The following is a 14,256-nucleotide window of genomic DNA, read 5'->3' as shown; positions in this document are numbered from 1 at the left end:
TTAAGACATAGCATTGACTAGCAGATGAAGCTACACAGAAGCCTTACTGATCAGGAAATTTTAAATCAAATCAGTACAAAAAAAGATCCTAATCAGGCAATCAGTCAGTTGTATTCCCAACACTATGGAATGTTGGAACACTACATATTACAAAACTCTGGTTCTGGTGATGATGCTGCTGATTTGATCCAAGAAGTTATGCTTGTTTTTATCAAAATGGTAACCGAAAAAAAATATCGTGGTGAGGCTTCACTCAAGTCCTTTCTCTACAGTATCTGTAGGAATCTCTGGATTACCGAACTCAGAAAACGGAAAAGTACCGCCGCCCGACATGACCGATACGAAGGTGAAAAGGATCAGCTGGACAGCAATATCAGCGAGCAGATCCAGCGAAATGAAAACCTGAAATTTGTAATGGATCTGTTTGAAAAACTCGGAGAGAAATGCAAGCAGATCTTGACACTCTTTTATTTTGAAGAGTATTCTATGAAAGAGATTGTAGAAAAATTGGACTTCAGTTCAGATCAGGTATTGAGAAATAAAAAATACAAGTGTCTACAAAGCCTCACTGACCAAGTCAAATCCTCTCCCGTCCTTCTGAAAAACCTCCAAAAAGCACTACGTCATGAATGAAAAATATACCATTGAAGAACTGGAAGCCTATCTCGTTGGCGATTTAGCTCCCGATCGAAAAAAGGATCTGGATGCAAAACTAGCGGCAGATGCTACTTTGCAAGAAGACCTGGAGGCGCTCAAAATCAGTCGGGAAGCAATTGAATTGGTTGGTTGGAAAGCGTTGATCTCCAAAAATCAAGAAGAATATCTAGCAACCCGTGAAGACTCAAAAGTAAAACAGATCCAATCCAGACCGTCTTCAATTGGCGTATGGCTGGGTAGAATTGCAGCATCCCTACTTTTTGTCCTGATCGGTTCTGTTTCGGTTTTGTTTTTCTCCACTACCCCTGACAGCATCATATCTGATCAATTGGAGTATAGTATCCCTGTTCTGAGATCTGCAGAATCTAATCTGGATCAGATCGAAAAAGCATTTCAGGCCAAGGATTTCGATCGAGTCTTGTCACTTTCTTCCTCGGTTCAGGAATTTGATGCTAAGACTTATTTTTTGATAGGACTCTCCTATCTAGAAAGTCAAAATGGTGAGAAAGCAGAAGAATTTTTGACACAAATCGAATCAAAAAATCTCCAATCCTCGGAAAGCAACTATGCCGACCAAGTGGATTATTATCTGGTAAAGGCCTACCTACTTCAGGATAAGCCGGAGGACGCAGAGATGCGGATAGAAAAGATTATTGACGATGAAAACCATACCTATCACGGTAACTTCAATCTATTCGATCGCTTACAAATCAAAATTCTGAAATTTAAATAATCTTTTTAAATCGCTATAAATGAGACAAATCCATTCGAAATGAATGGATTTTCTTTTTTTTATCCGAAACCTGGTTACAATTATTTCGGTTGCTTCTACCAATAGGAAACAAACCTAATCAAGTATGAAATCGAGCGTGACCGATAAAAAACATCAATGTAAAAATCGGACAAGCGAGATTCCATGTAACCATCAAAAAATAACTAAACACATGAAAACTTCAATCAGCACGTATTCAGTAGCACTTGCCATCACCAGTCTCGGTTTTTTTTCCTGTTCTGAAAACAATGATCCGGATGTGATCGGCGAAGGAGCTGTGCGAATAGGTATGGGTGTAAAACTTAAAAATGACGGAAACGCTGGAGCCAGAACATTGAATTCAGGCATCGACATCCAAAGCGGATTTCTTCAGATTAAAGAAATCGAACTCGAAACCGAAGGAAGAGATGAAAACGGAGACGATTTTGAACGAGAGCTGGAACTCAAATTCAATGAGATCAAAAAAATCGATTTTAATGAATTTGATGCTGGCGTGGATTTTTTCATCAATATCCCCGCTGGAAATTATGAAGAAATTGAATTTGAAATCGACCTGATTGACAACAGAAATCAGCCAAGCATCCAGTTGGACGGCATTTACAATTACCAAGATGGCACCTCTGTCCCCTTGAGATTTGAAGTGTTCGGCAATGACGATGATGATTTTGACTTTGAGGTCGAATTGGAAGGAGACGACGACGATGACTTGTTTTTTCTGGATGGGATCAATAACCCCCTTGCCCTCTTTCAGATCGATGCTAAAGGTTGGTTTAGAAACGTAAGCAGCTCCGAGTTGGAAAATGCCGAACTTACCAATGGGGTTCTTCTGATCAACAAGAATGTCAATTCCTCAATCTACAGAAAGGTAGAGTCTAGAATTAAGGATTCTACAGACATCGAATTAAAAATGAATTAATCATAACATTCCCCTTGGATAAGAAAAACCGGCCTCTACTCCAGGCCGGTTTTTTTGATTTCAGGCCTTCCGAATTGGAGCATTCCGCAAGTTTTTTTATCTCTCCCCCAGTTTCTACCTGAGCGACCAAGTATCAGGGTAAAAACTCATAAGTCTAATTCCAAAAAAGAAGAGGTAAAACCCTGGCAAATCAGTGGTGTCACCTCCTCAAGGGCATATATAAATAGGGCCCCAAAGCGGGGGAAGCAATATTTTCCAGCTAAAAACATTTTTTAATCATTTTTCTAAAAAATCTTTATTCTGGCGATTACATCCGGTGAATCCAGTGCGACAAAGTGTAGATTTTAACCCAACATCGGATGAAAAGCAACATCAAGTTTTCTCTTTTATTTTCTGTTTTTACACTGCTAATCGCACAGGAATCTTTTGCCCAATACAAGACCAGGCTTTGGAACAGTCTCAGTGTAGGGGCTCCACTTACTGAAAATCTAAGTATCAAAGCTTCCTATATGAAATCCCTTGATCTATCGAGCCCACAGCTCGAAACATCCTTCAATTGGTATTCATTAAAGCTGGGCTACCAAATCGACAAAGATTGGTCTGTAGACTTTGGCACCGCCTGGATGAACTTACCCGGATCAGGAAGGACAACCAACCGCATTTTTGCTGAAGGAAATCACCGAATCAAACTCAATAAAAAATTCAGCCTTCGAAACAGCCTTCAGGTTGAACGGCATAATGATCAGGAAGAGCGCTTTGATTACCGGTTTATTTTATCCTCACGAATCGGATTACGAAAACGCCTGGATTTCCTAAAGGTCGCACCATCCCTAAGCTACAGTCTTTTCTACAACATCGGCGGAGCACCAGTCCGATATTTCAACGAACAGGGCGAAGAGATTGCCAGAGATGCTGCTAATGGCTTTCACAGGGGCAGGATTCTGGCAAACTTCAACTTTAAAGTTTCCGATCCGATCCGTCTTTCAGTCTACTACATGAATCAGCACGAGTTTAACCTCGTCTTATCAGAAACTAATAAAATCAATGTAACCAATCCCAATACCGGCAGAGTCCAGCGGCCTTTCAACAATCAACACATCATTGGAATCTCACTTTCCTATCAATTCAAAGGACTCGATGGCGATGGCTTTTTACCTATCAACTTCTAAAACGAACAATCACTCTTAATCACCTGAAAAAATGGAAACTCGTATTAAAAAAGGAATTATCTGCTCCCAAGTTACCTATGATCAACTCATTGAACCTAGCGAATTACCCTCCACCTTTCCAATCAAAGCCGGAGATGTTGCCATCTTTGAAGTAACGGAAATTGGCAAGCATACCCAGATCCAGACAATAGGCCGAAACATGACTCTGGCTGTCGGAGACAGAATCATGGGCGCTTTTGGAGCCCGCTATGCGACCAATCAGTTTGAAGGCTATGTGCCCGAAAGCCTTCAAAATGAATATCACATGCTTGGAGGAGGCGGAGTGATCGGCATCTTGGAATCCTCTCATGCCAAATTTGAAAAAGAAGGGCCTACACGACTGAAAATGATCGGTTTTGCTGCTTCAGCTTCAGGATCAATCGTGAATACCATCAACGAAGGAGCACCAAAATTGAAACGGTTTGACGGTTCCAATTCTGCAAAAACCAAAGTAATCCTCTCCTTGGGTTCGTCCATGGATAGTGGCAAAACCACCACTGCCGCCTACCTCTGCCATGGTTTTGCGAAGCAAAGAAAAAAAGCAGCATACATCAAACTGACTGGAACTGCCTATCCTAAAGACAGAAATCTTGTCTACGATATGGGTGCTTGTATTGCTATTGATTTTGCGAAGTATGGTTTCCCGTCCACCTACCTCAGGAGCGAAATTGAACTGCTCAACCTCTATGAAACGCTGTTGGGAGATGTCTTACATGAAAATCCTGAGTACGTGGTAGTTGAGATTGCAGATGGATTATTTCAGCGGGAAACACGCATGTTGCTGAAAAACCCAGTATTTATGAGCACTGTTCACCAAGTGGTTTTTTCGGCAAGTGATAGCCTTGCCGCGGCTCAGGGCATCCATACACTTCAGAGCTGGGGAATCATGCCTGCAGCGCTTTCAGGACTTTTCACGGCCAGTCCCCTGCTTATCAAAGAAGTAAAAGAATACCTCTACGAAATGCAGGAAATTCTATTCATGCCCATTCTTAATCTGGAGGATCTTTCTCTGGGCAAATGGCCAATTCTACATGAGAATTTGGGCTTGCTTCAAGCCTGAATAAAAACCTAAGATCCACCATAAAATCAGCAGCCATGAATTGGTTTTCAAACAAAACACTAAGATTACATTGGTTTGGAAAAGACCTGAAAGTGGGTTTGTGGCTAGCATTGGGTTGGCTGGCCAGTCTCAGCACCTTTTTTCTCAGCTTGATGATCGGTTGGTTTTACGACCTCAAATTCCAAGAGGGAATCAGCAAATCAGAACTACTGAAGCGATTCGGACTTAATATTCAGCGCATTGACCTGTTTTTCCTCTTTATGGGAATAATTATTCTGTTAAAATTCAGTCTGCAATTTGCTGAGCGAATCGGAATCAATCGATCTGCTGATTTATTTATCCATCGGTTAGCTAGTCGACTCTACAGAAAACAAATTAATTGGCAACCGGAAGTCTTTGAAGGAAGACCATTCGGAAAGTACCTGCTCAGGTATAGCGGTGACATGACAGCTGTGAGAAACATGCTGATCCAGGGAATCCATCGAGGCTTGAGGGATGGATTGTTCCTTATTACAGGCTTAGGATTGCTTCTTTGGATCAATAGTACCTGGACCTTGTGGCTTTCTGCTTTAGCTCTTTTGGCCCTTCCTCTGTTTTTATATTTGGACCAAAAGCAGTTGGAAACCATTCCAGAAAAACGAAACAGCAAAAATGAATTGTTGAATTATGTGACCACGAGTTTTTCAAAACACCGGATCATTTCTGAAAAAGGCAATTCGGAATATAACTTTAGAGGATTTCGCAGGCGAAACAAGCGCGTCCTTGCGGCAGCAAATCAGTACCAAAAGTGGGAATCGATCCGACATGCGCTGATCAATGTGACAGGACCTGTTTTAATCGCATTTCTACTGGGGATATTATATTTCTCAAATCAGGTGACCACAGCCGGTGAGCTATTGACTTTTCTTTTGGTTTTGGCCGCTTTGGTACCGGCCTTTAGAAATGTAATCAAAGCCCCTAACCTAATTCAAAAAGGACTAATCTCCCTGTTGAAAATCGAAAAGCTGATTCGGAAAAATGGAGAACCTCAACTCCCCGTCAACTCTGCCGGTAGAATACCAGCCATACCCATATCCCGACGAACAGCAGAATTATAAAGCCTACCATGGGATAAAGCCACCCGCTAGAAGAAGAGGCTACACTTGGCTGTCCAATCAGTCGATAGTTTGCCCAGAAAAAAGGATGATGAAATTGGGCCATTTCTGGATCTCTTAGGAGGTCTAGTTTGGCCATCCGCAAAGCATTCGAAAAGCTCTCTCCATCAAGCGCATAGGCATAAAACTTATTGGCAAGATATGCAGACACTCGATCTTCGCTTACCCAAAGTGATATCACCATTTGCTCCGCACCGGCGAAGGAAAGACTTCTAGCCAAACTGATTAAACCTTCACTGTTGCTCAATTTGCCCACTCCAGTCTCACAAGCACTGAGGTAAATCAATTTTGCCTGATCCAAAGATTGGTAAGCAAGCTCAGGGGCAAAAAGTCTAAAATCATCTTCTTCACCATAGAAGGTAATAAAAGCCTGATTAGGATCCTCTGAAGAAGCTACTGCATGGGTAGCCAAATGTATCACTTGAGCACTTGGTGCATTGCCCATGAAAGAAGCTTTGGTGGCCTGTGGTCCCAACAAGGCACGGTCTCCAAAGGGCCGAAGCTCATCGGAGGAAGTTTGGAGCGATGCAAATCCATTTAATGAACCTGACTGGGAAAAAGGTGCATATCCAAGCATCCTCGACTGTTCAAATCCCAATGCTACAGGCTGGACAAACTGCGCTGAAAACTGATAACTCACGGGAAGCTTTTCAAGCAAAAGTTTACCCTCATGATCCGGTAAAAGCTCGAATGGAAGAGAATTAAAAATCCCTTGGGGAATGATAATTAACTCCTTGGCTGAAGATATCTCCGTAGTCAAATCGCCAAGTAATACATTAGAAAATTCGGTGATGCCTTCAGTCAATTGATACCGATTTCCACCTGAAATTTTAGCAATATCCTGAATCCAGGCATCGATTGCCTGAAGCTTAATCTGCTCCACTGAAATGGCTTTCCAGCTGAAATCTCCATCCAAAACATAAAAAGTGAACAGAAAATTTTCACTCATAAAAATGGACAAGAGTGCAGTTCCCGAAGGTAGGGAGACTATAAAAGAATCAGGATCAAAAAGGCTCTCCTGTTTCCCATCAAAGCCCGGAAACTCTTTAAACTTCTCCCTCAATCTGGAGAGCTTTACCTGAAGATCTACCATTTGACTTTCCAGTGCTTTGCGGGTTTCCGGACTCAATTCACCATACTGTTTTTGGTTTATCCTTGATATCGAAAAAAGAAGATTGCGTTCTTCTTGGATGAGCGCTTCGGGCAAGCCATGTGCCCGCTTAATGGACTCTTGCTTCGCTCCTACCTTTAACCCATTTGCCTTACTTTGCTCAGCCCATGCAAAAGCCTCACGCATGAGATCGGGCTGATTGGTTTGAATTGCAAAATGGTGCAGCAGTTCTATACCTTCTTCAAAGGCTTCCAAGGCCTTTTCGCCTAAAAATACACGCGCTTCATCATTGTCAAAATTCACAGCTATAAACTGCGCCAAGCCAAAGGCTGCCCTCCAAGTCTGAAGGCCCAGGTCAAAATAATTGGAATCCTTTTCTGCCAGCCACCAGGCAGTTTTAGCTTTTTTTACTAAAATCTCGAAAAGTGTAAATGAAGAGATTCCCATTGAAAATTCTGCTGGATTAGTCAGGACAGATTCGTCATCAAATCCAGGAAGCAATTGAACAATTGCTTTCTGATAAAATTCAAGTGCCAGCGGGAATTCACCGCGTTTTTGATGATAATCTCCCCAAAGAGACAGGAAAATGCCTCTCTGTAAACTGTGTCTGGAGATTTTGTCCTGTTCAAAGACTACCTCAGCCAAATCAAGGGAATTTTTGATTTGATCCATTTCATTCCTTTGCAGCAATGCTTTGATCATCAGGTTATGATACGAGGTAGATGCTTCGGCATAGGATCGGGAGACTGCTTCCAAGACTTGGATTGCTTTCTCGGTCTCTCCTGCCTCGATGAAAGTATTTGCTAAGTTAATTCGGATTTGTTCGGTATTGATTCCCAAATCCAGCAGGTGCGAATAGATTGATTGTGCGGAGTCAAACTTTTCCAATCGATACAATGCAGAGGCTTTGTTACTCAAAAAACTATACCTCGCGTATTTTTCATATTCACCCTGATCGGATCGCAAGTAAGACTCGGCCTTTTCGAAATACGCAATGCTTCTGATGTAATTGCCAGTTTCGAAAAAATAAACACCCAAGGCATTATTCAATCGTTCGGGCTGAGCAGAGTCGGTAATTTTCTCCTGCAATTTTTCAGCTTGTTGCAGATGGTAAAGTGAGCTGTCTAATTTGCTTAGACCAAATAATGCCTCGCCGAGATAAAGATGATGCGCATAGAGCAAGGTATCGGAAAGTTGATAAGCTCGCTTGAGAGTGAAACCTTTTCGATAAGATTTTACCGCCTCCTCTACCTTGCCATACGTTTGATACAGATTGCCGAGTCGCTCGGCAGCTTCTACAAAAGCTGAAGCCTCCAAAGGATCTGGAGCCAGGTCCAAAACTTGCTCATAAAGTAAAATAGCCAGCGAATCATCTTCCACCGATGGGGAGTCGGACAAATACAATAGATTGGCTTGATCCAGCTTTGGATTTTTATTTTGCGAGAATGACAACACCCAAACTGTCAAAAACAGTAGAATGAAAATCGAAACTGATCCGCATATTTTTAACATCCTAGAGCCTCATTCTACCGGCCCAGAAGCGTTATTGTAAGCTTGCCACTATAACCACAAATGGTGGGCGTGGTTTTCCTGCCGGTCTGACATTGTTTAAAAGTCTAAAATTAGAGTTTTTATCCAAGGGCAGCTGATTAATGAGATTACTTTTTTCTTCAATATCATCTAAAACTTCCTGCGGAACATCCGACAGCTTATCAAAGTAAAATACTCTAAGCGGAATCCTATTTAAGGCTAAAGCACTTAAGTCATTCAACTTATAGTATAGCTCCACATCTAAAACTGTCCCATTGACGGGCGTCGATCCAAAAGTGCCATTTTCTACAGTCTTCTGCAGGTCAATCACACCTTTACTTGATATCTCAAACCCAAGGTCTTCTAGCAGTTGTCCTGTAGGATTGTCCGCGTCAAAATCACAACTGCTATCGTCATCGTCGTCGTCATCGTCATCATCATCATCATCATCATCACACGGTAGAAGAAGGCCAGGCACTCCATTATAAACTGGTGCAGCAGTGGTCTCATTTTGACTCAAAACGTAGACTCCATCCAAGTAATTGACTCCTCCAATGGTTACAAAGGTCTCACAAACCTGGTCTGTACCCGTAGGTGTGAATGTTATTTTATATTTCAAGCCTGTTTCACTGGCATTGACATCTATTGCTCCAGTACTGGGGTTGATGGCCAATCCATCAGGAACTGAGGAATAAGTACCGTTTAGGGAATTTACTGGATTGATGGTATTGGCCTGTCCCGGTTTAATAAAATAAAGCGTATCTGGATAGGACAATTCATTGCAATCAATCTCAAGTGTAGGATCGATGGTCTCATCTGGATCCGAGATACAGGAGACTGCACTTAATCCGATAGCTAGTACCAGCAAAAGAACTCTAGCGGGTGAAGAATGGGTCATGGTGACAAGTTTATTGTTTTGTCGAATACGAAAACCGGATTGTAACCACATCTTGCAATTATTTTACCTTAAAATTCAATAAAATCCCCACTAACACCAAGCCCATCCCTACATAGGAAAGCAATTGGAAGGTTTCTCCGAAAAAGAAAAACCCAAAGATCAATGCATAAATAATTCCAATGTAACTGAGGCTCGAAACTTTAGCCACATTGGCATTTTGGTAAGCCAAGGTCATAAAATATTGGGCTGTTTGGGTACATATTCCAATCCAGAGGAGAAAAACCCAATCCCAACCCTGAGGTTGAACCCAGCCAAAATAACTGACAAGTGCCGCAAATGGCAAAGTAACCAAAGGGAAATAAAAAATGATTACCAGTGGATGCTCTGTATTCTTTAGCTTTCGGATGACATTGTAGGCAAGTCCTGAAAAAAGGGCAGAAATAATTCCTATTCCAGCATAGAGCAGATTCACTCGGGAATCGAACCCCTGAAGCACCAAAACTCCGGCAAATGAAATGGCGAAAAATAAAAATTGAATGGGCCGTACCCGTTCTTTCAAAATAAAAATGCCAAGGATTGATGTAAAGATGGGTGAAAGGTATTGCATCGTGACCGCACTGGCCAAAGGAATCTTTTGGAGGGTGTAAAAAAATGAAATCAGCCCAATTGACCCGACTACTCCTCTGATGATCAATAATTTTTTATTATTCCCAAATACATAGACGCCCTGACTTTTGAGTACAAAATAGCTGAAAATCAAACTGAAAACTGACCGAAACAGAATGATCTCGATCGCAGGAATATGAGGAATGTACTTCACAGACACATTCATCATAGCAAAAAAAATTCCTGCCAGAAGCATGGCTTTCACACTGGAAATTTTCAATTTGTTTGAGGTTAAGGCGGTTTTATCAGAAAGCTTCGGTGTTGTTCAAAAAGTTCAACAATACAAAAACTTGAGCATACTAAACCAATTCCAATTCTGAGAAGTTTAACCTGAAAAGATTCATCCTATGGCATTAGCCCTTGGAGCAAAAGCTCCGGACTTTACTCTTCCGTCTACTTCTGGTACTAAAATGAACATTACTAAGGATTATGCCGGTAAAGCATTGATTTTATATTTTTATCCTAAAGATTTCACCCGAGTCTGTACTGCAGAAGCCTGCGAATTTAGGGATCAGTTTGAGGCATTTAGAAACTTAGACATTCCTGTTTTTGGTATCAGCAGAGACGACATCCCTACCCATGAGCGGTTCAAGAAAGAATATAAACTCCCTTTTGATCTGCTATCTGATCAAACTGGGAAGGTATGTCAAGCCTATGACGCCTTGATTCCTCTGATCAAAATGCCCAAACGGGTCACTTACCTGATCGATCAGAGCCATAAAATCGCCGGTGTGTTCGCTGATATGTTCGAATCAAAAGGTCATATCGAGTCGATGCTTAAGAAGCTCCAGAAATAATCAACCTTGCACGATTAGACCGTCTTTCATCACCACTTGCCGGTCAGCCATTCCTGCCAACTCTTCATTGTGGGTGACGATCACGAAAGCCTGACTCAATTCGTCTCTGAGTTTGAAAAATAGCTCGTGCAGTCCTTTTGCATTTACTGTATCCAAATTCCCACTGGGTTCATCAGCAAAGACGACTGCCGGACTGTTAATCAACGCTCTCGCCACTGCTACTCGCTGCTGTTCACCGCCTGAAAGCGTGGAAGGCTTATGATCTAAGCGATGACTTATACCCAGGATTTCGGCCAGTTCCCCGGCTTTTGTCGCCAATTGAGTCTCTGCTGTACCTTTGATCAGACCTGGAATCTTAATATTCTCCAAAGCTGTAAACTCTGGCAATAAATTATGGAATTGAAAAATGAAACCGATCTGGCTGTTTCGGAAATCTGCCAGATTATCTCCCCTTAGGTTCAGAAGGCTTTTGCCATTCATACTCAACTCTCCATGATCAGGATGATCCAGAGTTCCTAAAATATGCAGAAGGGTACTTTTTCCTGCACCTGATGAGCCTACAATGGAAACAATCTCTGAAGTTGAAATTTCGAGATCGACTCCCTTCAATACATGTAAACTTCCGTAGGATTTGTGGATCTCTTTGGCTATCAGCATAGTACTATTTTTTGAATTTTTAAAAGTAAAACAAATCTCTCAAATACAGGAATTAAAGGCTTTTCTTGTAGAAAATTGAAAATTCTTGGCTTGATAAATCCACATCAGTACCTTATCTTCGCACAAAAATTTTGAAAGGATGAAATCTTGCATGGCCGAAAGGTATGCTCCCAAAACATCGGAAAGCAATGCGGGATTCCATGTGGCTCTTGATAAGAAAAACCCATACACATGAATATTCACGAATATCAGGCTAAAGAAGTATTAAAAGGTTACGGAGTCAAAATTCAGGAAGGAATCGTTGCAGATTCTCCGGAGGCTGCTCACGAAGCTGCAGTAAAACTTAACGCTCAAACCGGTACTTCCTGGTATGTGATCAAAGCACAAATTCACGCTGGAGGACGAGGAAAAGGTGAAGTTCAAGAAACCGGATCCAGAGGTGTAGTCCTTGCAAAAAAACTGGAAGATGTAAAGGAAAAGGCTGCGGCCATTCTTGGAGGCACTCTTGTCACGATCCAGACTGGCGCTGAAGGCAAAAAAGTAAATAAAGTGTTGATCGCTGAAGACGTGTATTATCCTGGCGCATCAGAGCCAAAGGAATATTACATGTCCATCCTTTTGGACAGAGCTACTGGATCCAATGTGATCATGGCTTCTACCGAAGGCGGTATGGATATCGAAGAAGTAGCTGAAAAACATCCTGAGAAAATCATCAAAGAATGGATCGATCCTAAAGTCGGACTTCAAGGGTTTCAAGCCCGAAAGGTTGCTTTTAAATTAGGATTGAGTGGCACGGCATTTAAAGAAATGGTGAAATTTATCACTGCACTTTACAATGCATATGTAGGCACGGATTCTTCGCAGTTTGAGATCAATCCAGTCCTCAAAACCTCCGATGATAAAATTCTTGCTGTAGATGCTAAAGTAAATATTGACGACAATGCGCTTTATCGTCATCCAAAATTGGCTGAACTGAGAGATTTGGCTGAAGAAGATCCATTGGAAGTAGAAGCAGGCAAGTCCGGTCTCAACTATGTGAAGCTAGACGGAAACGTAGGTTGCATGGTCAATGGTGCAGGTCTTGCTATGGCTACGATGGACATGATAAAGCTTTCGGGTGGAGATCCGGCCAACTTCCTTGATGTTGGAGGAGGAGCTAATGCAACCACAGTAGAAGCAGGGTTTAGAATCATTCTTCAAGATCCTAATGTCAAAGCTATCCTAATCAATGTTTTCGGTGGTATCGTACGATGTGATAGGATTGCTAATGGCGTGGTGGAAGCATACAAGTCTATCGGTGACATCAAAATCCCTATAATCGTAAGACTTCAAGGTACCAACGCCGAAGAAGGCGCCAAAATCATTGACGAGTCAGGTTTGAAAGTGCAATCTGCCATCACATTGAAAGAAGCTGCTGAAAAAGTACAAGCTGTACTGGAAGGCTAAAAATAATAGTAAGCACTCGTAGTTCAACTGGATAGAATATCGGATTTCGGCTCCGAGGGTTGAGGGTTCGAATCCTTCCGAGTGTACAAAGCTCAGACGAAAGTCTGGGCTTTTTTTTTGCCATTTTTTATGCTCTTTTTCCTTTGTGGCGACACAGCAGCCGAATGAAAAACTTTCGGCAACGGTAGAAAAAACCCAGATTCAATTGAAAATCAAAATCAAAATTACTTTTCTCCTAAATGGGATCTTACCACGGGAATTTAAAAAAAATTGAATTATTCCATGACCCAAAACAAAAAAGCAGGAGAAAATCTCCTGCCCTTTATTTGAAAACTAAACCAACTATTATTTAACTACCACAATGAATTCAAAAATAATACAAATCTGATTAAATCAAAATTCAGAATAATAATTTGTGTTTTTTTTATTTGGGGTCAGGAAAGTTTCCCCGCTTAAAGGCTACACCAAGTGAAAGTCCCTGGCTAAATTGGATTTTTTCGTCCTGATCAATATCATAAATGATTAAGGAACTTAGGCTGACGTTTACTGCCTTGGTGATTTTGGCGACCAAACCTAAATCTAGGCGATGATCCAGCGAATTAAACGCCAAAGTCTCCAGGTTGGCATAGAGCGAATAACGCATGGTAAATGTGAGATTTTCCGAAATTTTCTTATTCCAATCTGCCTGGACATTCCAAGCCAGCCATTCATAGCGAATCTTCTCTCCTATTTCCACGCCGTAATTGCTGGGTACCTGACGGTAAATAGTAGTATCGGTCATAAAGGTGATCCTAGGGGAAAATGGAGATAACCTTAGGCTGAATTCTGAATTGGGTTTATATTCAAAACCCAAACCAGTAGTCAGGTAGCCTGGATTAAGCCATTTAGAAATCAGTGCCTTGGGATCCTCATCAAAATTATATCCCGGCGCAAATTGCGAAAGGAAATTGGCCGCGAAATACACATTCCATTTGGAGCTCAGCTTATGTCCTAATTTTGTATCCAGGTAGATTCGGTCATTTGATTTCCTTCCATCCTCGTCTTGGTTTTTGACCACACCATAGATCAAGTCCAGCGTATTGTCCCAAGTCCACTTTCCCTTGGCATAATTAGCCCTTACTAGCAAATTTGTGCTGAAAGCTATTGAATTAACGCCCCCTCCAGTCCAGTTTCCACTGAATGAAGCTTGGTTGATGTTGAGCCCTCCAGATATTTCCTTTAGCCAATAACTGGTGTCTGATTTAGCAATTCCGAGAGAATCTTGCGCCTGGGCAATTCCTACTGAAAGGACAAATAGAAAAATTGTAAATACTTTTTTCATCTAGGTATAAGGTTAAGGTTTTAGGAATTACGCGGCCATAAGAAGTAAATTCACATCTTTTAC

At 41.6% G+C, this 14,256-nt stretch carries 13 protein-coding genes and 1 tRNA gene; 9 read left to right on the top strand and 5 right to left on the bottom strand.

All coding sequences use genetic code 11. The features are described 5' to 3' along the window. Nucleotides 1-24 precede the first annotated feature (24 nt). From DK188_RS04825 to DK188_RS04800, 6 genes are all read left to right on the top strand, one after another. Nucleotides 25-633, top strand: a complete 609-nt coding sequence (locus tag DK188_RS04825) for an RNA polymerase sigma factor (RefSeq protein WP_111669667.1) — start codon at nt 25-27, stop codon at nt 631-633. Continuing rightward, nucleotides 626-1,390 carry a hypothetical protein gene (locus DK188_RS04820; RefSeq protein WP_111669666.1) on the top strand — a complete coding sequence of 255 codons (765 nt, stop codon included), beginning with the start codon at nt 626-628 and terminating at the stop codon, nt 1,388-1,390. The genes DK188_RS04825 and DK188_RS04820 overlap by 8 nt, the downstream gene beginning before the upstream one ends. Nucleotides 1,391-1,601: 211 nt before the next feature. Further along, nucleotides 1,602-2,345, top strand: coding sequence for a hypothetical protein (locus tag DK188_RS04815; RefSeq protein WP_111669665.1), 744 nt, complete (start codon nt 1,602-1,604; stop codon nt 2,343-2,345). 359 nt (nt 2,346-2,704) lie between these two features. Beyond that, entirely contained in the window at nt 2,705-3,514 is an 810-nt protein-coding gene (locus DK188_RS04810; protein ID WP_111669664.1) for a DUF2490 domain-containing protein, read from the top strand. 31 nt (nt 3,515-3,545) lie between these two features. Continuing rightward, on the top strand, nt 3,546-4,613 hold the full coding sequence (locus tag DK188_RS04805; protein WP_111669663.1) for a P-loop NTPase family protein: 1,068 nt from the start codon (nt 3,546-3,548) through the stop codon (nt 4,611-4,613). A gap of 35 nt (nt 4,614-4,648) precedes the next feature. Beyond that, complete coding sequence (locus DK188_RS04800) at nt 4,649-5,710, top strand: ABC transporter transmembrane domain-containing protein (RefSeq protein ID WP_111669662.1); 1,062 nt, start codon at nt 4,649-4,651, stop codon at nt 5,708-5,710. Here the strand turns inward: DK188_RS04800 and DK188_RS04795 are convergent. From DK188_RS04795 to DK188_RS04785, 3 genes are read right to left on the bottom strand one after another with little or no spacing between them, the layout of a single operon-like run. Next, the gene (locus DK188_RS04795) at nt 5,652-8,390 is read right to left on the bottom strand and encodes a CHAT domain-containing protein (RefSeq protein WP_111669661.1); all 2,739 of its coding nucleotides are present in this window, start codon (nt 8,388-8,390) and stop codon (nt 5,652-5,654) included. The two genes, DK188_RS04800 and DK188_RS04795, sit on opposite strands and share 59 nt — an antisense overlap. 31 nt (nt 8,391-8,421) lie before the next feature. Continuing rightward, nucleotides 8,422-9,306 (bottom strand): hypothetical protein, encoded by an 885-nt coding sequence (locus DK188_RS04790; protein ID WP_157963163.1) that lies wholly within the window; start codon nt 9,304-9,306, stop codon nt 8,422-8,424. 58 nt (nt 9,307-9,364) lie between these two features. Further along, complete coding sequence (locus DK188_RS04785) at nt 9,365-10,168, bottom strand: DMT family transporter (RefSeq protein WP_111669659.1); 804 nt, start codon at nt 10,166-10,168, stop codon at nt 9,365-9,367. 151 nt (nt 10,169-10,319) lie between these two features. On the opposite strand from DK188_RS04785, the gene DK188_RS04780 reads away from it, so the two are divergent. After that, a complete protein-coding gene (locus DK188_RS04780; protein ID WP_111669658.1) occupies nt 10,320-10,769 on the top strand; it encodes a peroxiredoxin in 450 nt (149 codons plus the stop codon). Here DK188_RS04780 and DK188_RS04775 read toward each other — a convergent pair whose 3' ends face one another. Then, nucleotides 10,770-11,426, bottom strand: a complete 657-nt coding sequence (locus DK188_RS04775; RefSeq protein ID WP_111669657.1) for an ABC transporter ATP-binding protein — start codon at nt 11,424-11,426, stop codon at nt 10,770-10,772. 231 nt (nt 11,427-11,657) lie between these two features. On the opposite strand from DK188_RS04775, the gene sucC reads away from it, so the two are divergent. Together sucC and DK188_RS04760 are read left to right on the top strand one after the other, a co-directional pair. Beyond that, entirely contained in the window at nt 11,658-12,872 is a 1,215-nt protein-coding gene (gene sucC / locus DK188_RS04765) for an ADP-forming succinate--CoA ligase subunit beta (protein WP_111669655.1), read from the top strand. 12 nt (nt 12,873-12,884) lie between these two features. Then, a tRNA-Arg gene (locus tag DK188_RS04760) sits at nt 12,885-12,958 on the top strand. A gap of 338 nt (nt 12,959-13,296) precedes the next feature. On the opposite strand, the gene DK188_RS04755 is transcribed toward DK188_RS04760, so the two are convergent. Then, nucleotides 13,297-14,193 carry a DUF3078 domain-containing protein gene (locus tag DK188_RS04755; protein WP_111669654.1) on the bottom strand — a complete coding sequence of 299 codons (897 nt, stop codon included), beginning with the start codon at nt 14,191-14,193 and terminating at the stop codon, nt 13,297-13,299. Nucleotides 14,194-14,256: the final 63 nt, after the last annotated feature.

Origin of the sequence: Algoriphagus litoralis (genome assembly GCF_003259255.1) — a bacterium.
Lineage (GTDB): Bacteria > Bacteroidota > Bacteroidia > Cytophagales > Cyclobacteriaceae > Algoriphagus > Algoriphagus litoralis.
Note: the sequence above shows the minus strand (reverse complement) of the source record. Positions and strands in the feature narration are given on the sequence as shown.